Here is a 17,804-nt window from a genome sequence, read left to right on the forward strand (position 1 = left end):
ATAGAAAGAGGTTTTCACCTCTTTCCATTACTTATTCTGTCTTCCCATGACAATTTTTATATTTCTTGCCGCTTCCGCAGTGACATGGGGAGTTTCGTCCAATGTCTACGACTTTACGTACCGGCTTCTTCTTCACTGTCTTCTCCTCATCGCCCTCTTGCGGCTGATGAGCCGTTGTTTGACCTTGAACCACTTCTTCACGTTCTAGGTTGTTTTGGATTTCTGATTTCAAGACATACTTGGCCACGTCATCTTCAATTGAAGCAACCATATGCTCAAACATCGCAAATCCTTCCATTTGGTATTCACGAAGCGGATTCGTTTGTGCGTACGCACGTAAATGAATCCCTTGACGCAGCTGATCCATTGCATCGATATGGTCCATCCACTTCGAATCCACCGCACGAAGAACGATGACTTTTTCAAATTCACGCATTTGTTCTTCGCCAAATGTTTCTTCTTTTGCATCGTATTTTTCTTTAATACGATCCATGATGAAGGTTGTGATTTCATCTGCTTCTTTACCGAAGATATCTTTGACCGTAATGGCACCTTCGTCTAAATAGTTCGTGTTGATTAATTCAACAAGACCATCTAGTTTCCATTCTTCAGGCAGCTCTTCTTTTGGCGTATAAGATCCCACCGCACGCTCAATTGAAGATTGGATCATATTGATGACAATTGATTTTAAGTTGTCAGAATCGATGACTTCAAAACGCTGTTTGTAGATTACTTCACGCTGTTGACGAAGCACATCGTCATATTGCAGAAGCTGCTTACGGGAATCAAAGTTGTTCCCCTCTACACGTTTTTGAGATGATTCAACGGCTTTAGACACCATTTTACTTTGGATTGGTGTAGAGTCATCCATGCCAAAGCGGTCAAGCATCGCCATCGTCCGCTCTGCACCAAATCGGCGCATCAATTCATCTTCCATGGAGAGATAGAATTGGGTAATCCCTGGGTCTCCTTGACGTCCAGAACGTCCGCGAAGCTGGTTATCAATACGACGGGATTCATGACGCTCTGTCCCGATAACAGCCAGACCTCCAAGTTCTTTTACACCTTCGCCAAGCTTGATGTCTGTACCACGTCCTGCCATGTTTGTCGCAATGGTCACAGCACCTTTTTGACCAGCCTCTTCAATAATTTGTGCTTCACGCTCATGGTTTTTTGCGTTTAACACTTGATGAGGAATGCCTTTATTTTTAAGCAGCTTAGAAATAAGCTCAGATGTCTCAACTGCAACTGTTCCGACAAGAACTGGCTGCCCTGTCATATAGCGCTGCGCAACATCCTCAGCCACTGCTTTAAATTTACCATCCATTGTGCGGTAAATTAAATCAGGTCTGTCATCACGAACAACTGGCTGGTTGGTCGGGATTGAGACAACCTGCATGTTGTAAATGTTACGGAATTCTTCTTCTTCCGTTTTTGCTGTACCAGTCATACCAGATAATTTTTCATACATACGGAAGTAGTTCTGGAACGTAATTGTTGCTAGTGTCATGCTTTCGTTCTGCACTTCAAGACCTTCTTTTGCCTCGATGGCTTGATGCAGACCTTCACTATAACGGCGTCCTTTCATTAAACGTCCTGTGAAGGAGTCAACGATGACTACTTGGCCTTCTTCTACTACATAATCCACGTCTTTTTGCATCGCAACATGTGCCTTCAGCGCCTGAGCGATGTGATGGTTCAGCGCGACATGTTTGACATCAAACAGGTTCTCAATGCCGAATGCTTTTTCCGCCTTCGTCATTCCGCTTTCAGTCAGCTGCACACTTTTTGTTTTAATATCATACGTGAAATCATCTTCGATTTTTAATGTGCGGACAAATGCATTGGCTTGTACATAAAGCTTTGTTGATTTCGCAGCTTGTCCAGAAATAATAAGAGGTGTTCTCGCTTCATCAATTAAAATGGAGTCAACCTCATCGATCACGGCATAATGCAGCGGTCTCTGAACCATTTGCTCTTTGTAAAGCACCATGTTATCCCGTAAATAGTCAAAGCCGAGTTCATTGTTTGTTGAATACGTGATATCAGCGGCATACGCTTCTCTTTTTTCATCTTTGTCTAAGCTGTTTAAGTTTAAGCCGACTGTTAAACCAAGAAACTCAAAAATTTTGCCCATTTCCTGCGCATCACGGCTTGCCAAATATTCGTTGACTGTCACGATGTGGACGCCTTTTCCAGAAAGAGCATTTAAATAAACAGGCATTGTTGATGTCAATGTTTTACCTTCACCTGTTTTCATTTCAGCGATGTTACCTTCGTGAAGCGCGATCCCCCCCATGAGCTGCACCTTAAATGGGAACATTCCTGTTACGCGGCGGGATGCCTCGCGAACCGTTGCAAATGCTTCAACCAGCAGGTCATCCACCGATTGTCCTTTTTCAAGTTTTTCTTTAAATTCAATCGTTTTATTTCGTAAAGCCTCGTCAGATAATTTTTCAAAATCTTGAGCGAGAGCTTCGATTTCATTTGCCTTTTTTTCATATCGGCTGATCGTACGTTTCGTAGGATCAAACACTTTGTTTAAGATTCCAAGCATATAATAACGCTCCTCTATTTCATGCAATTTTTCGGCATGTCCAAAAGTTTGACAGGTCCATATTTACCTGCATTTATCATACCATACCTTCTTTCATTTCCAAAGAATTTGCCATAATTTCGCACAAAAAACCCGCCCCTTATGAAGGGAACGGGTTTACTTTATTTAGGTTGTTTTTGAATCAGCATCAACTGATATTTAAGCGTTTGGCTCAATGAGTCCATATTTACCGTCATTTCGGCGATAAACCACATTGGTCAAATTTGTCTCAGCATTTGTGAAAACGAAGAAACTATGACCTAACATGTTCATTTGGAGAATGGCCTCTTCACTATCCATCGGCTTTAAGTTGAAACGTTTTTGTCTGACGATTTCTGTTTCATCAATCTCTTCGTCATCTTGAACTGCTACTTCAGCCGTACCATTTCCTCCAGCAAATAAGTGCTTTTTGGCACCTTGCTCGCGGAATTTACGGTTTACTTTTGTTTTGTGCTTTCTAATTTGACGTTCTAATTTACTGGCTGCTAGGTCTACTGCATTGTACATATCCTCATTATGCACCTCAGCTCGAAGTGCTAGATCAGTCATTGGAATGGTAACCTCAACTTTAGATTCTTGATCGTTGTAAAACTTCAAGTTCACGTTGACTGAAGCATCTACATCTGTCTCAAAATAACGCTCCAGCTTTCCAATTTTTTTCTCGACATGATCTCTTAGTGCAGGTGTTACGTCGATGTTTTCTCCTCTGACATTGTAATTCATGTAAAGAACGCCTCCTTTAAAATTAAGGATATGTAAACCTATTTCTACTTTTCCCTCCTTTTCTCCTGCTCAAACGTAAAAAAAATGTGAATATTTATTGAAATTTGTCGAATTTTGCGGTGCTTCAACTGTTGCTTGATAGGTGATGAATATATATTCGGCTGATTCTTGAAAAAGACCAGCGTACATTAAATGGTAAAAGATGAAATCGATGTTTTCAGCGATTGAGATAAGGATTTTAGATCCTCCGCAGCCGCTTTCATCTCTTCATTGGCCGCTAATGATTCTTCAACAGCAGCAGACATGTACTCTGTTTCTTCTGAGTTTCGTTTCGCACCTTCTTCAATGAAACCAACCGTTTGAGAAATTTCCTCTGTACTAGCAGAAATTTGTTCTGCAGTGGCTGACAGCTCTTCTGCTTTCATTGAAATATCACGAATAGATTCCAATATTTCATGGAAGCTTTGTTCAGATAATTGTGATACTTTTACACCCTCTGCTACATCCCGCTCAACCTTCGTCATCGATTGTGATGACCTTTCTGTATCTTTGTTCACGTTCTCGAGTAATTGACTAATTTGATCTGTCAACTGACTAGATTCTTCTGCCAGTTTCCTCACTTCATCTGCTACAACTGCAAAGCCTCTTCCATGTTCTCCCGCTCTTGCTGCTTCTATAGCTGCGTTTAAAGCAAGCAAATTCGTCTGGTCAGCAATGGCATGGATATGACCTAACAGATCTTGAATGCCTGTAAACTGCGCTTGCACATGGGCCATTGTGGAATGGTGTTCATTCACAGACTCTTTAATAGAACTCATTTGTTGCACAAATTGTTGAATAAGGGCGGCACCCTCTTCAGCCTTTTCAGTCACTGAAATTGAGTGACCCGAAACATCGGACGTGTGTACAGCTGCATTTTGCATGCCAGTCGACACTTCCTGAATGGCGGATGCCACTTTTCCGACCGCATCTGATTGTTCACGTGAAGCTTCACTGACCTGTTCAATCGAGCTGGATGTCTGCTCACTAGCCGATATCGTTTGACTGATGGTTTCCTCAAATTGAGCAGCAGAATCAGCAAGCTGTCTTGATCCGCTTTGCACCTGAAAAATAAGCTGACGCAAATGAGCCGTCATTTGATTAAAGGCTGTGCCGAGTTGACCAATCTCATTTTTAGAGGTCACTTCAATCTCTTCAAGGGTAAGATCACCATCTGCCATCCTTTTTGCGGCATTTGTGACAGAAACAATTGGTTTTGTCATGCGATGAACAAATCTGATCCCAATCACCAAAAGGCCAACAATAATCGCTGCACTGACCAAAATGAGTGTAAGCAATAATTGATTACTATCTTGATTGAGCTGATTGATTTTTTGATCACGTTGTTTTAGCTGATTTTGAGCGAATTCTTTTGTAAAGGTATGTATTTCTTGTTCGATAGGTTGTAATTCTTGACTGAGGCGGGTGTTGAATTCTTTTTGATTTTGCATATTTAATGAATTAAATAATCGATTTGTTGAGGTGTAGTAGAGATAATTTTTTTCTGAGATTTGATCTAATAGATTTTTTGCTTGTTTGACCGTACTCATTTTAGAAGCTTCTGCTGTTTTCTTATTAATATCTTCATATGTTTGCTCAATTTTCTGCAAATTTTCAGCATCTTGCACGACGACATATGTTTTAATCTGTGCTTCCTGCTTTTGCAGAAGAGTTTCTAATTCAAGCGATGTCTGATAAAGCTTCACTTCCTTGCTTAATAGCGCTTTATAGGATTGATCTGTTTTGTAATAGAGAAAGCTTGAGAATCCTAACATACTGACAAACAATACACATATGACAATAAGCCCAAATAAAAATTGATTTTTTAGTCTCATAATTTCCTCCGAATGGTCTGAATTGGACAAAAATTAATGAATGACATACGGCCTCATACAGGCATGTATTTCATCCATCCACTTTCTATATTCAGGTATAAAGTATGTTTTCAGGAATGATTGGAAGTGATTTGAAGGGAATGTATAGAAAGCTAGTACATCAAAACTTAAAAATATTTGATCAAACGAACGAATCGTTTTGGCAAAGTGTTCATTTTCAATAATTGAAAGCAGAAGAGGATGTGTTGTGTCTAAATGAAAGAAGGCATGGATCAGATCATTAAAGATCCGATCCCCTTCTGTTTTGTCAAAATCCTTCTCAATTTCATCTAAATAGTTTAGACTCTCTTCTATCGTGTATAGAAGTTCATAATATGTGGTTAATAAAATATAGTCATTTGAACGATACGCCACAGGTCTCACCTATTTATTTCCGTTTATCGTAGTATACGCCGTCACTTGTTATGGGCTGGTATGGATTTTGATAATTCAGCTGTTTTGTTTTCTTTTTTTGTATGGCTTGAATATCTGCCTTTATTCCATTTTGGATAACCGTTAATTGCTTCGCCATCTGTTGATCTGTTTGGATGATTTCGCGGATTTTCTCTTTTTCTTGATCCGTCAATTCATGCTGTATATCTCTCATTAATTCGTCTCTCTCAATTAAAAAGGCATCAAAGTCTTCAACCAGTGTGTCACTTTGCGGATTTTCCGCTATTTCGGCTGCCATTTTTAATGTTTGATCATGCAGCTGGTCCACAATACTCATAGAGAGCCCCCGATAGAGTGGTGACGGCCTTTTCGATCGGTTTGAATGACTTCCTTCCACGCATCACGAAAATCAGTTACGTACTCTTCTACTTCATTCAATATCTCTTCGTCATTTTGAAGATTGGCTTCTATCAGTCTGCGATAAATGTAATCATACATACTTGCCATACTCTTTGATACGTCATAGGAACGATTTAAGGTGACATTTAATTCTTGAATGATGTTTTGAGCCTTTTTCAGGTTCAAGTTTCTCGTTTCTGCATCCTCTTTTTGAATGGCATGCTTCGCTATTCTGATGAACTTTAAGCAGCCTTCATAAAGCATAAGCGTCAACTCGGCAGGTGTTGCGGTCTCAATAGAATTTTTCTGATAGGCGGCATAAGGGTTCTGTATTGCCATATGTTATAAACCTCCAATTATTGTCCAAGCAGTTGAGAAAGGTAGCCAGATTGGTTGTTTAGCTTTTGAATTGCACTATCCATGGCGTTAAACTTTTTGTAGTAACGGGCTTCAACCATTTTTAAACGATCTTGGAATGTACTCATTCGTTTTGTCAAAGAATCAAGGTCCTTACCAAGTCCGTATTCCTTTGATTCCATTGTTATGCTGCCAGCCTTTTTTTGAATGCTCTTCGAAAAGTCTGATAAGGAATTTTTGATACGATAGATGATTCCTTGTTCTTGATATTGCTGCTGCGCTTTGTCTTTATCCTTTGAATCCACATTTAAACTACCCGAGATGAACATTTGTCTGACCTTCTCCGGGTCTTCTTCAATGGCTTTTTTTAATTTCTCTACTCCATCACTATCCTTAATAAATTCAAGCTTCCCACCATCTTTATAGCTGGATGATGTCGAAATACCGATTTGTGTGAGTTGGATTTTATTCGCATCACTTGTCGTAATATTAGCATACAAATCACTTCTTATTTTAGAGGCACCAGATCGTAAAATGGAATCACTTCTCAGCAAGCCAGACTTCGCGGTCGTTTCCCATAGCTCTATTTCTTTTTCAGACATCGCTTTTTTCTCTTCAGCCGTTAATGGATGATAGTCTCTGTTTTTCTTTTCATTGACTTTTCCATTAATCTGCTCAACGAGTTCATTATATTTATCAACAAATTGTTTAATTTTATCATATATTGCATCCACATCTGTTGAAACGTTTAAGCTGACGGGCTTATCTGTGGTTGCTTTAAGCTCGTACGTAATATCAGCCTGCGTGAATGTATTGTTGTTATTTTCCATTTTCAGACCATTAATCTCGTATTGCGCCTTCTGTCCTTGAGTGGTCGCAACTAATTTGTTATCTCCATCTACTTGGAAGCCTAATTGCGTTAAAAATGAAGCCGAATTGCCATCAGCTGCTTTAATACTGACGCCTTCACCCGTTGTTCGAGAAGTAAGAGCGATGGTATCCACGTAGTTAGTGCCATCAGAGATTTGGCCTTTGTAAGCCGTCACACCTAATTGCGCGCTGTTCAGCTTTTTCACGATGTCATCAATTGTATCGGTATCAGAAGTATTGATTGTCACCGTTTTTGGTTTTGTCGAATCTGGTGTCGTCACTTCAAACGTAAACGTTCCGTTTGTTGGTGTAAATCCAGATGTACCAGAGGATTTGAAGACGGAAGCTGTCGCTAGCTGAGTGACATGAATAGAGCCAGAGGTCGCATTTGTTGATCCAGTTGCTGTGACAGCAGATTCATTAGAGCTTGTCACCTTTTTGGCGCCATATGTACTTGGACGCGTTAAGTTTAAACTGTTAATCAAATCATCTAATTCTTTAATTTTCGAGTTAACCTCGCGATAGCTGTCTCTTTGCCATTCAAGCGTTTGTTTCTGACGCGTCATTGTATCAAGTGGTGCTTGCTCCGTTTTCATCAGCTTTGATACGATTTCATCAATATCGAACACATTTGAAAATCCAGTAATACGATTGACCATTATTTATGTTCTCCCTTCATTTACATTCTTTTATCTACAAATAAACCGACAATTTCTGTCATTGCTGCATAGAAATCAAGCCATTCCTTGGAAGGAATTTCTCTAATGACTTCATCTGTTTGGTTATCTACGACTTTGACATAATATTCGTTGAGTTTTTCATGTAATTCAAATTGAAGATGAAATTGAGTAGGTTCAATCAGCTTGTTTGCCCCTTGAAGCGTTTTTTCAATTTCTTCTTTTGAAACAGCCCTGCCATTTGCTTGTGAGTCAGAGTTTACATTGTCATTCTGGTTATTAGAAACACGGGTTTGAAATGCATCGATAATTGGCTCTAGCGATGTCAACTTACCAACAGACATAGTTATTCATCTCCTGTGCTTTAATCTATCTTTTATATCGGCTTTGAATTTGCAAATTAAATATAGATGGACCGATTTGTTAAAGTTTCCTATAGATCATGAACATCTGTATCGAAACGCTTTCACACGGAGAAGGACAGCTGAATGCGATAAAAAAATCCTCACTTTTTTTGTGAGGATAATTGAGAGAGGAGATCTAAGGATAAACTCGCAGCACGATTGTTCTCTTCTTGAATTGACAGGTACACTTCTTTTCTGTGAATATCGATGTGCTTAGGAGCCTCAATCCCTACTTTCACTTGATCGCCTTCGATTGAAATAATCTTGACTTCAATATCATCGCCTATTTGAATCGACTGGTTTAATTTACGAGACAGCACTAACATGAGGATGCCACCTCTAACAAATGTTTTGTATGATAGGCTGAATCATGCAAAATCACCTGCTTGGCTTTCATGTTTTTCCGGTTCACAATAATAGGCGCTCTTAAATTGGCTGTTGTTTTTTCAATAGATGATTCCATTGTTAAAATAACCATTACTTCCACATCATTGGCATCTTCTACTTCCAGAATGTCTACAACCGTTTCGTCTAAATCAAATTCGTATTGATTGAAGAATAAAAACGGGCTGCTGACGATAAAACCTAATGCCGAGTTATTTAATGATTGAAGAACTAAAAATGGAGACTCTTCTGATAAAGGCAAAATGACAAACTGTTTTTGATCCAGAAATCCTGGTATCCCGTTAGAGAAGTGAATGATTTGCTCCTCTTTGATTGTCACTTCACCATGGTATTTTGTTTGAATGATCATAATTCACGACCTTTTTCGTTTTTCTTAACTATACCTTATCACCATTTTGGCCCGTTTCGTCAACTTCTATTTTTAATTCTGGGTATTGTAACATATCAATATTGACCTTACCTGGCTGGTAGTTAACGATTGGTTTATGAGGTGTGGCCTCTATGATAGCTTTTTGCGGCTCCACATCAATTTGAAGCTCAGAAGGCTGATAGTGAATTTTCACACTAAAGAATGAAGGTATCACACCAATGGTGAATTGTTTTGCTGGGGGACTGCCATTGATTTTGGCAAACTCAGCAATCGCATTCCCACCATTCTCGATCTTGATGAGTTCACTTCCTTCTTCCGCTCTTCGACCCATTCCTTCTCCAACAGCACGCTTCCCCTCAGCTGCCCATTCCTCAGAACGTCTAAAAATTGACTTGATGTCCATATCGGCAAACGCCTCGGTTTGATCAATGGTTAATTTCGATGGTGTCCTTTTGATATTCATGACAGCTCGTGGCTGCTGAATCTCAAGATCAGCTTGTGGCTGCTCTACTTCTTGCCTGGAAGGAGTTGTCGACATTTGAAGTTTTGCATAGGTTTGCTGCATTAACAATCTAGGGATTTGCATATGTTCACCTCCATGATGCAAAAAAGCACCCATCGGATGCTTTTTATTATCTTAAGAAATCAACAAGGGATGGCTGAATGACTTTAGCTGTTGTCGCTAAAGCAGCTCTATTCACCGTCTCTTGTTGAAGAAGATCAAGAATTGCCTTTTCACTTTCAACATCTTCATTATCTGATTTAGCATTTTTCAGTACTTGAAATTGTGAAGTCAAACGACTTCCTACTAAGTCAACACGATTCGAACGCGCTCCTAGGTCAGATCGCTCAGCACTCATTACTTCTTTAAACTGATCGATACTTCCTAATGCATCATCAGAATTCGCAAACGTTCCATTTTTCAATGAGTTTTCTAAATCAGTCAGCATTTCAATGACATTTTGACCGTTAGCCTGTCCGCCAAACGCTGAGATTGGATTTGAGTTTACATTTAAAGTGATACCATCAGAAATATTCGCTTGAACAGCATTCGCATCTGTATAATTTTCGAAGTTAAATGTATACGTTCCGTCTGCATTCTCAACAACTGGTTTAACATTTGTATTTGTCCCATTAAATACGAACTTACCTAGCATTTGAGTGTTCATTGCATCAATGATTTGATTCTTCATCTGGCCAATTTCCACTCCGATAGCTGCTAAATCTTCGGGCTGCTTTGTTCCATTTGCCGCATCAAGCACTTTATCTCGTATATTTGACATAATATCAATGATTTCCGTGACACTTGTTTCAGATGTATCAATCCAGTTTTGTGCTTCATTTAAGTTATTTTTATATTGTTCATTTCGAAACAAGGCAGTACTATATTGAAGGCTTTTTACTGCTGCAACAGGATCATCAGACGTTTTTGTAAAACGTTTGCCTGTTTGTGCCTGCTCATTAATTTTAGAAAGTTTTTCATAGCTTTTACTAATATTTCGAAGTGAGTTTTGAGAAATCATCCCTTGTGTGACTCGCATCCGTTATCCCTACCTTCCTACGACACCCATGCCGTTTATGACCTTATCCAATACTTCATCTTGTAATGTCATAATTCTCGCAGCCGCATTATATGCATGCTGAAATTGGATCATATTCGTCATTTCTTCATCAATGGAGACAGCGCTAGTCGACATTCTACGTTCATTAGCTGAATTGACAAGAGCAGCTGAACTGCTTTCAAGCGTCATGTTCTTTTTCCCTTGTACCCCCATCTCAGCAATCACATTTTGGTAATAATCCTGAATTGTCGTTGTATTTCCGCCGATTGGTAACTTTAAGTCTTGTATATTAGCTAATTTCGTAGCATTCGAACCGTCACCTTGTGTTTGATTGAGAGATGCAGCAATATTATCTGTTGATGCTAAAATGACATCGCTCACTTTAATACGAGCTGCCAAACCTTTATTCAACTCATTGTTATTTTCGATATCAAAAAAGTCTTGTCCACTTGCACCATTTAACGTGTACCCCTGCTTATGTACATCGTTAAATGTATCCATGAATACTTTTGCTACTTCATCCAGCTCTGCAAGCATATCTGGATACATGCCTTTTTCAGCACCGTTTGACATGTAGCCATAAGCTTCAACAAGTGCTTTTACTTTACCGTTCACTTGTAATTGATCCGCTGCAATTGTTGTTGTTCCGAATTGAAGTGAGTTAACAAGTCCCGTTGTATTATCGTAAGAGATTTGCAGTTCAGACTTTTCGTTCGTAATACCATTCAAAATGTTTCCAGCAGATTGTCCATTTGCACCGATAATGTCGATGTTGACAGTTCCTTCAGCAATTTTGAGTGCATTACCGCCAGGTGGATTGTAGCTGACCTTAATATCAACAAGTGAGGATAATTGATCGACCAAAGTATCACGTGTATCATAAAGATCATTTGGAAGATATCCATTTGGCTCAACTGCTGCAATCTGTTTGTTCACTTCATCTATTTGAGATAAAAGAGTGTTTACATCTTTGGCTGTTGAATCGAGTTCCGTTTTTAAATTCTTTTGTATCGTTGTTAAAGAAGAATTGAGCAGACGGAATTGGTCAACTAAAGCCTGTGCACTTGTTTTAACAACTGTACGTGCAGAAGCCGTATCAGCATTTTTTGATTCCGATAAGACCTGTAATGATTTCCATAGATTATCAAAAGCTCTGTTCAAGCCCTCATCCGTCAAATCATTCATAACCCCTTCCATCTGTGAAAGGGCATCTGACTTCGTTGAGTAGTAAGATAAGTTATTATTATGATCTCTGTATTGTAGATCTAAAAAGCTGTCTCGAATTCTTTCAACGGTTCCAACTTGTACACCTGTCCCCATTTGGCCATACGTTTTGCCGTCATAAACAGAAATGACTGGATAAGGATTTTCTGCTTTAAAGGTCACTCTTTGTCTTGAGTAGCCCTCCGTATTTGCATTGGAGACGTTGTTTGATGTGACATAAAGCCCTGCACGCTGGGCTGTGATGCCTCTTTTTGCCGTTTCTAGTCCCATGAATGTAGAACCCATTGGTATCCTCCTTGTTTACGCCTTCGAATCAAACAAAGCCCTTTGCTGTTTAGGCTTTGAACTCTCAAGACCATTTTGTCCGTAATTCATATTTTCTTTATTAGGGTTAACGAGATCGAATGTCAGTGAAATAAATTGAAGTGACTGCTGAATAAGCTGCTTGTTCAGTTCATTTACATCTTTTAGTTCCACCATGATGTCATTTAGTTTCTCATATAATGAAATGAGCTCTTCTTGATCTGTACCTTCAGCCTTTTCGATACATGCAGTGATGGTTGGTGATTGATCACTTTGTAAAAATTGAACGGTCGCTTCAATTCGTTTTTCTTCTAATTGAGAAATGGCCTGAATATACTTTTGCTCTAAATTCAGGACCTCTGAAAGAGCATCAATCTCATTGCTTTTCAGCATTTCTGTTTTATCCTTAGACAACTTTAAAAGCTGTTCATGCAATCCATAGAGACGATGCAGTTCTTCAATAATTATTTTAACTGACATTCACGCTGCTCCCTTTTGTTATTGTTGTTTATAAAAATTCAGCATTTTATCTGCAATGCCTTTTGTATCTACTTGATATGTTCCGGCTTCAATGCTTTTTTTAATTTGGTCAATTTTATCTTGACGTTCTCTCATAATATTCGGCACCTTTTGCATTTCGATTGCCTTTTTAGAAATTTCGACTTTATCAGTTGATTTAGCTTGATTCGATTGCAACGTTTGTTTCTCATATGTTTTCTTGTAAGGATTTACTGGTTGTGTTCCATATCGATTAATTTTCACGGGATTCCTCTCGCTTTCCGTTACAGTCTGTCTTGATTCTATCCATTTTATCGACCAAACTGCAACTTAGTTTAGGGAATCAGTCGTTTTTAGGATTAATGGCATAATAGGTGTCTTTTTTCCTAGATTCAATCTCCCTTTTACGCTCCTCTTCTTGGTTCATTTGGCTGATTTGCGAATGAATATCCTGTTCACATTGGCTGCATAGCTTGTTTTTCCTGATCGCTTTGCCACATCTTTCACAAGGAAAATTAATATTTGGAAATTGACTAATTTGCAGTCTTTTCAAACGAATAAATTTCAAGATTAATTCTTCATCAACGTCTGTTGCTTCTACTATTTCAGCAATAGTTGATTGTCTATTACTTTGTTTTCTCAAGAATTTATATACGATATCAAAAGAACGTTCTTCTTCTTCAAAGCATTTGTTACAAACCGTTTGGATGGTGGTTTTTAAAAATAGCTGATTACATTGTGGACAGTTTGCCAATTGATTCATAACCAAAACCCCTTACGTTATTTTCTTTTCTTATTATCGGTTAATTATCATGATTTTTAACTACGTATCAACGTAAAAGAAGAAACACTTTTAGCACCTGCGTCTTTCAAAATTCTTGCCGCATCATAGATGGTTGCTCCCGTTGTATAGATATCATCAACTAATATAATATCCCTTTGAACAACCGCATCTGTTTGCTTGATTTGAAACAATCCTTTTTGATCTAGGCGTTCATTTTTCTTTTTTTTAGACTGCTTACTTTGATGTATTTTCACGAGTGGCTGCAATATTGGCTTATCTAGCAAAGAAGCGATTATCACGGACTGATTAAATCCTCTTTCTTTTAGTCTTTCATGACTTAAAGGGATCGGTATCAGCAATGGGTCTTTTATGCAGAAGGAATGTTTAAATGCTGCTTGTACATCTCTTTTAAACAGCTCAGCTAAAGCCGTATCACCCCGAAATTTAAAGCGGGCAAGGACATCTTTCATCAACTCGCTGTAAGTATAAACTGACCTATTTTTTACAAGGACTTTAATAGAATCAGAGCGTTCATTCCAACTCTTACAGTCCTGGCATAATTGGTCATTTGACTGCGCCCTTCCGCATGTTGGACAAATAGGACGTTCAATCTTTACTAAGTGATTCTTACATGCTACACAAAGACGATCATCATTTAATAGTAGGAATGATTTCCATGTAAAAGCAGGCACAAAATGTCCCTCGCAAATTTGACAAATCAATTGGTTTCCTTGTTCAGCAGCAGACGATTTTCACACCTTGGAAATGCGGAAACCTTGGAAGCTGCTTCTGTCAGAATGACCAGCATCGCAGTATTCTTCTGTTTATCCACCATCTCAGATTTACTGTAAGATATTTTATCGATATCTGTTATATATTGTGGTTTCACTTGATTCAGTGAAATCGCTAATACATCTTCCATACACTTTTCACAATGACAAATCATGTTTAATTGGTTGAGATATTGATTGAGAATTTCCTTGAGTAGTATTTCTTTTGCATTGAGTAGCATATTTGTCTCTCCTGCCATTTGTGTATTGTGAATATAATGTACCATGATTTAGTTGAACCCACACTGTTTTTCAGAAAACTCTTTTGCAGCCGTATCATTCATTTTTGCGATATGCTTCTTTGCTTGTTTCATACTTCTCGTTAAACCAAAATGAAAAAGGAAAACATCTCCTGTACAATAATCCAGATGTCTGCCTACCCGTCCAGAAATCTGAACAAGTGCACTCTCTGTAAAAATAGTAGATTCCGAACCTAGTACCCCCACTTGAACATTTGGAATGGTTACGCCTCTTTCTAGAATAGTGGTTGTAACTAGTACATCGTATACGTAATCTCTAAAGTGCTGAACCTTTTGTTTCCTATCCGGATCATCGGCAGATACTCCCTCCACGTTTAAGGATTGTTCTCGAAGAATCTTCGTTACCTTCTTCATGACAGCAATTGAAGGAACAAAAAGTAATATTCTTCTCTTATTTGCAATATGTCTCTGCATCCAATTCATCACTTTAGGGGGCAGTTGGTTCTTTTTTAATTTCTTTTTCCAATGTCCGATCCAATGAAAGGTCGGTACGGGTAATGGGTGCTCGTGAAAACGCAAAGGAACTTTCATCGCTTCCAGTTTTCCGCGAGAAACCTCTCTCGTCATTTTTTTAGAGGGTGTCGCACTTAAATAAATCCTAACCCCTCCGTTCTTTCTCATCGCCTTTAGAACAGCAAATTGGAGTCGCTCATCCATTGAATAAGGGAAGGCATCGACTTCATCTACAATGAGCACATCAAAAGCATTTTTGTATCTCATCAGCTGGTGGGTTGTGGTGATCACAAGCGGTGCTATTTGAAACCTTTGAGAACTGCCTCCATAAAGTACGGTAATTATCACCCCTTGAAATGCTTTTCTAAGCCGCGGTTCGAGTTCAAGCACAACATCTGTTCTAGGTGTCGCAATACAGACACTCATTCCTTGATTTAATGCATATTCGATTCCGTGAAAAAGCACTTCCGTTTTCCCTGCTCCGCAAACCGCCCAAACAAGTAGATCAAATTTGTTTTTAATAGCTTCAATCATTCTTTCTGACGCTCTTTTTTGTCCTTTAGACAGCTCTCCCTGCCATGTTAATTCGGCTCGACCTGTTTCTACCATTTGTGGACCTGTCCATTCATAAAGAAACCCACATTCTGCTGCTTTTCCCATCATGATGCATGATCTACAGTACACACAATCCTTTTGACACACTTCACATGGAGAATGAGCGAAATACCGCTTGTGTGATACACCGCACCGGCAGCATGTAAAACCATTTGCTTTCCTCTCAATGGCTGGAGACCGATTGACTAAGCCCTTCTCCTCCAGCCAATCTAAATTGGACTGCGGGCACTTTGTTTCAACGGTGAGCAGATGGCGTGAATGCAGCTGCCCCATTAGTTCCATTGCTTTGTCCATATTCATCTTCACCAAACACCTTTCAATTGATGTTTGGCTATTATGCGCAAAGACATGACCTTTCGTCCAACAGTTAAAATCAAAAAACAAAACCTCTTTTCCATACGAAAAGAGGTTTTTTAGGAATTATCTAATCACCCAGCCAAGAGCTAAAGAGCCTTCACCTAGATGGGTGCCGATTACGGCACCAAAGTAGCTTTTATAAAATTCAACATGAGGATATTTTTCTGATAAGTGCGCAATTAATTCTTCTGCTTCTTCTTCTCTATTACCATGTATCAGTGTTGCTCTCATCGGAACACCACGTGATGCATCTTCATCAAATAATTCAAAAATACGTGAAATGGCTTTTTTACGTGTGCGAATCTTCTCAAAAGGAACAATTAGCTTGTTGTCAAAATGCAAAATAGGTTTTACCTTTAAGAGGCTTCCAATAAAAGCCTGAGCACCATTTAATCTGCCGCCTCTTTGCAAATGAGTTAAATCGTCTACCATAAAATACGCCCGCTGACTTTCTTTCAGGTAATTTAGATGTGCTAACACTTCTTCTAAAGAAGCACCTTCTTGGATTTTTTCAGCAGCTTCTAACACATAAAAACCTTGTGCCATACAGCTTGTTTCTGTATCAAACGGGTAAATATCAATCCCGTCAACTAGATCATTCGCTGAGACCGCACTATTATACGTTCCACTAATTCCACTTGAAAGGTGGATACTAATCACGGCGTCGTATGTTTCACTTAGTTTTTCATATAAGGCTATTAATTCACCGAAAGCAGGCTGAGAGGTTGTTGGAAGATCTTTGTGTTTTTTGATTTCTTCATAATATGTCTTCCAGTCCATTTCTATTTCTTCACGGTATGATTCACTGCCGAAGATGACGTTAAGGGGGATCATATGAATATTATGTTTATCACGCAGCTCTTGTGGTAGATAAGCAGTACTGTCTGTTACAACGGCTATTTTCATTCTTAAATACCTTCCTTATTCGTTAAGTTACTCTTTTTTATTTTAAAAGAATGATCATTTTTTCATTAGATTTATAATAGTAATCAAAAAAGCCTGCCTAATCAATAGGCAAGCCCTCTATATCCGAAAAAGAATCCTTACCCTGTATATCATTTCCCTTCACCTAAAATGTGAGAGAATAAAAACAGGCGAAAAAGGAGTACTTGTCCGGAACACTATCTCATTTCTACCCAGCCATTTTTAATAGCTACAACAACAGCTTGTGTACGGTCGTTTACATTCATTTTTTGCAAAATGTTACTCACGTGGTTTTTGACTGTTTTCTCACTAATAAAGAGCGATTCACCGATTCCTCTGTTGCTCTTTCCGTCAGCTAACATTTGAAGAACTTCACATTCACGTCTAGTTAAGATATGAAGTGGTCTGCGAATTTCAGGATATACCTCGTGCTGTGGATGTGCTGAAACGCCGCTAGTCGCTAGGCGTCGGAATTCATTTACTAAGTTATGAGTGACTTTCGGGTGTAAATAAGAGCCTCCGTCAGCTACAACTTTCACTGCTTCGATGAGTGTGTCTGCATCCATTTCTTTTAACAGGTAGCCTCTCGCCCCTGTTTTCAATGCATGTGTTACATAGTTTTCATCGTCATGAATAGATAGAATAATGACTTTTGATTCGGGATAAAGCTCAACAAGCTGCTTTGTAGCCTCAACACCATTTACATTCGGCATATTAATGTCCATAATGACAACATCCGGATGATAGTGTTCTACGATACGTGCAGCTTCGTCACCGTCGTCTCCTTCTGCAACTACTTCAAAAGTAGGTTCAAAATCTAAAATCCGTTTGACACCTTCACGGAATAATTGGTGGTCATCAATAATTACAATATTTACTTTAGTCAC

General features: G+C 38.9%; 21 protein-coding genes. All 21 read right to left on the reverse strand.

Going from position 1 to position 17,804, the window contains the following annotated elements:
* Positions 1–31: 31 nt before the first annotated feature.
* Positions 32–2,557 (reverse strand): preprotein translocase subunit SecA, encoded by a 2,526-nt coding sequence (gene secA / locus NSQ34_RS16075; protein WP_034281086.1) that lies wholly within the window; start codon positions 2,555–2,557, stop codon positions 32–34.
* Positions 2,558–2,755: 198 nt separating this feature from the next.
* Positions 2,756–3,319 carry a ribosome-associated translation inhibitor RaiA gene (gene raiA / locus NSQ34_RS16080; RefSeq protein ID WP_024423608.1) on the reverse strand — a complete coding sequence of 188 codons (564 nt, stop codon included), beginning with the start codon at positions 3,317–3,319 and terminating at the stop codon, positions 2,756–2,758.
* A gap of 188 nt (positions 3,320–3,507) precedes the next feature.
* Positions 3,508–5,193, reverse strand: a complete 1,686-nt coding sequence (locus tag NSQ34_RS16085; RefSeq protein WP_061110141.1) for a methyl-accepting chemotaxis protein — start codon at positions 5,191–5,193, stop codon at positions 3,508–3,510.
* Positions 5,194–5,226: 33 nt separating this feature from the next.
* Positions 5,227–5,607, reverse strand: a complete 381-nt coding sequence (locus NSQ34_RS16090; RefSeq protein WP_041115576.1) for a hypothetical protein — start codon at positions 5,605–5,607, stop codon at positions 5,227–5,229.
* Positions 5,608–5,620: 13 nt separating this feature from the next.
* Complete coding sequence (fliT, locus tag NSQ34_RS16095; RefSeq protein WP_046313066.1) at positions 5,621–5,962, reverse strand: flagella biosynthesis regulatory protein FliT; 342 nt, start codon at positions 5,960–5,962, stop codon at positions 5,621–5,623.
* Entirely contained in the window at positions 5,959–6,363 is a 405-nt protein-coding gene (gene fliS / locus NSQ34_RS16100) for a flagellar export chaperone FliS (protein WP_024423612.1), read from the reverse strand. The genes fliT and fliS overlap by 4 nt, the downstream gene beginning before the upstream one ends.
* 17 nt (positions 6,364–6,380) lie before the next feature.
* The gene (locus NSQ34_RS16105; protein ID WP_034281091.1) at positions 6,381–7,910 is read right to left on the reverse strand and encodes a flagellar hook-associated protein 2; all 1,530 of its coding nucleotides are present in this window, start codon (positions 7,908–7,910) and stop codon (positions 6,381–6,383) included.
* Between the two features lie 20 nt (positions 7,911–7,930).
* On the reverse strand, positions 7,931–8,272 hold the full coding sequence (gene flaG, locus NSQ34_RS16110; protein WP_034281093.1) for a flagellar protein FlaG: 342 nt from the start codon (positions 8,270–8,272) through the stop codon (positions 7,931–7,933).
* A 161-nt stretch (positions 8,273–8,433) separates the two neighbouring features.
* Entirely contained in the window at positions 8,434–8,658 is a 225-nt protein-coding gene (gene csrA, locus NSQ34_RS16115) for a carbon storage regulator CsrA (RefSeq protein ID WP_008360181.1), read from the reverse strand.
* Entirely contained in the window at positions 8,652–9,086 is a 435-nt protein-coding gene (gene fliW, locus NSQ34_RS16120; RefSeq protein WP_024423615.1) for a flagellar assembly protein FliW, read from the reverse strand. The genes csrA and fliW overlap by 7 nt, the downstream gene beginning before the upstream one ends.
* A gap of 28 nt (positions 9,087–9,114) precedes the next feature.
* Positions 9,115–9,693 carry a DUF6470 family protein gene (locus tag NSQ34_RS16125; RefSeq protein ID WP_024426253.1) on the reverse strand — a complete coding sequence of 193 codons (579 nt, stop codon included), beginning with the start codon at positions 9,691–9,693 and terminating at the stop codon, positions 9,115–9,117.
* Between the two features lie 46 nt (positions 9,694–9,739).
* Positions 9,740–10,648 carry a flagellar hook-associated protein FlgL gene (gene flgL, locus NSQ34_RS16130; protein WP_034281095.1) on the reverse strand — a complete coding sequence of 303 codons (909 nt, stop codon included), beginning with the start codon at positions 10,646–10,648 and terminating at the stop codon, positions 9,740–9,742.
* Positions 10,649–10,657: 9 nt separating this feature from the next.
* Positions 10,658–12,178, reverse strand: a complete 1,521-nt coding sequence (flgK, locus tag NSQ34_RS16135) for a flagellar hook-associated protein FlgK (RefSeq protein ID WP_024423618.1) — start codon at positions 12,176–12,178, stop codon at positions 10,658–10,660.
* Between the two features lie 15 nt (positions 12,179–12,193).
* Positions 12,194–12,676, reverse strand: coding sequence for a flagellar protein FlgN (locus NSQ34_RS16140; protein ID WP_024423619.1), 483 nt, complete (start codon positions 12,674–12,676; stop codon positions 12,194–12,196).
* A gap of 18 nt (positions 12,677–12,694) precedes the next feature.
* A complete protein-coding gene (flgM, locus tag NSQ34_RS16145) occupies positions 12,695–12,958 on the reverse strand; it encodes a flagellar biosynthesis anti-sigma factor FlgM (RefSeq protein ID WP_024423620.1) in 264 nt (87 codons plus the stop codon).
* A 79-nt stretch (positions 12,959–13,037) separates the two neighbouring features.
* Positions 13,038–13,457 carry a TIGR03826 family flagellar region protein gene (locus NSQ34_RS16150; RefSeq protein WP_176967174.1) on the reverse strand — a complete coding sequence of 140 codons (420 nt, stop codon included), beginning with the start codon at positions 13,455–13,457 and terminating at the stop codon, positions 13,038–13,040.
* A gap of 56 nt (positions 13,458–13,513) precedes the next feature.
* Positions 13,514–14,170 (reverse strand): ComF family protein, encoded by a 657-nt coding sequence (locus NSQ34_RS16155; protein ID WP_251232415.1) that lies wholly within the window; start codon positions 14,168–14,170, stop codon positions 13,514–13,516.
* A gap of 26 nt (positions 14,171–14,196) precedes the next feature.
* Entirely contained in the window at positions 14,197–14,490 is a 294-nt protein-coding gene (locus NSQ34_RS16160) for a competence protein ComFB (RefSeq protein WP_024423623.1), read from the reverse strand.
* A 48-nt stretch (positions 14,491–14,538) separates the two neighbouring features.
* A complete protein-coding gene (locus NSQ34_RS16165; protein ID WP_342500965.1) occupies positions 14,539–15,936 on the reverse strand; it encodes a DEAD/DEAH box helicase in 1,398 nt (465 codons plus the stop codon).
* 120 nt (positions 15,937–16,056) lie between these two features.
* Complete coding sequence (locus NSQ34_RS16170; RefSeq protein WP_024423625.1) at positions 16,057–16,899, reverse strand: DegV family protein; 843 nt, start codon at positions 16,897–16,899, stop codon at positions 16,057–16,059.
* Between the two features lie 215 nt (positions 16,900–17,114).
* Positions 17,115–17,804: a two-component system response regulator DegU gene (gene degU, locus NSQ34_RS16175; protein ID WP_008348273.1), complete on the reverse strand. Its 690-nt coding sequence runs from the start codon at positions 17,802–17,804 to the stop codon at positions 17,115–17,117.

Origin of the sequence: Bacillus sp. FSL P2-0069 (assembly GCF_038593315.1) — a bacterium.
Lineage (GTDB): Bacteria > Bacillota > Bacilli > Bacillales > Bacillaceae > Bacillus > Bacillus safensis.

Excerpts from the sequence above, each read along its gene's own strand:
- NSQ34_RS16150 (WP_176967174.1), bottom strand. The coding sequence starts at position 13,457 with ATGAATCAATTGGCAAACTGTCCACAATGTAATCAGCTATTTTTAAAA.
- NSQ34_RS16160 (WP_024423623.1), bottom strand. The coding sequence starts at position 14,490 with ATGCTACTCAATGCAAAAGAAATACTACTCAAGGAAATTCTCAATCAA.
- csrA (WP_008360181.1), bottom strand. The coding sequence starts at position 8,658 with ATGTTAGTGCTGTCTCGTAAATTAAACCAGTCGATTCAAATAGGCGAT.
- raiA (WP_024423608.1), bottom strand. The coding sequence starts at position 3,319 with ATGAATTACAATGTCAGAGGAGAAAACATCGACGTAACACCTGCACTA.
- fliT (WP_046313066.1), bottom strand. The coding sequence starts at position 5,962 with ATGAGTATTGTGGACCAGCTGCATGATCAAACATTAAAAATGGCAGCC.
- flaG (WP_034281093.1), bottom strand. The coding sequence starts at position 8,272 with ATGTCTGTTGGTAAGTTGACATCGCTAGAGCCAATTATCGATGCATTT.
- NSQ34_RS16085 (WP_061110141.1), bottom strand. The coding sequence starts at position 5,193 with ATGAGACTAAAAAATCAATTTTTATTTGGGCTTATTGTCATATGTGTA.
- flgL (WP_034281095.1), bottom strand. The coding sequence starts at position 10,648 with ATGCGAGTCACACAAGGGATGATTTCTCAAAACTCACTTCGAAATATT.
- NSQ34_RS16140 (WP_024423619.1), bottom strand. The coding sequence starts at position 12,676 with ATGTCAGTTAAAATAATTATTGAAGAACTGCATCGTCTCTATGGATTG.
- fliS (WP_024423612.1), bottom strand. The coding sequence starts at position 6,363 with ATGGCAATACAGAACCCTTATGCCGCCTATCAGAAAAATTCTATTGAG.
- fliW (WP_024423615.1), bottom strand. The coding sequence starts at position 9,086 with ATGATCATTCAAACAAAATACCATGGTGAAGTGACAATCAAAGAGGAG.
- secA (WP_034281086.1), bottom strand. The coding sequence starts at position 2,557 with ATGCTTGGAATCTTAAACAAAGTGTTTGATCCTACGAAACGTACGATC.
- NSQ34_RS16170 (WP_024423625.1), bottom strand. The coding sequence starts at position 16,899 with ATGAAAATAGCCGTTGTAACAGACAGTACTGCTTATCTACCACAAGAG.
- NSQ34_RS16165 (WP_342500965.1), bottom strand. The coding sequence starts at position 15,936 with ATGAATATGGACAAAGCAATGGAACTAATGGGGCAGCTGCATTCACGC.
- flgK (WP_024423618.1), bottom strand. The coding sequence starts at position 12,178 with ATGGGTTCTACATTCATGGGACTAGAAACGGCAAAAAGAGGCATCACA.
- NSQ34_RS16125 (WP_024426253.1), bottom strand. The coding sequence starts at position 9,693 with ATGCAAATCCCTAGATTGTTAATGCAGCAAACCTATGCAAAACTTCAA.
- NSQ34_RS16105 (WP_034281091.1), bottom strand. The coding sequence starts at position 7,910 with ATGGTCAATCGTATTACTGGATTTTCAAATGTGTTCGATATTGATGAA.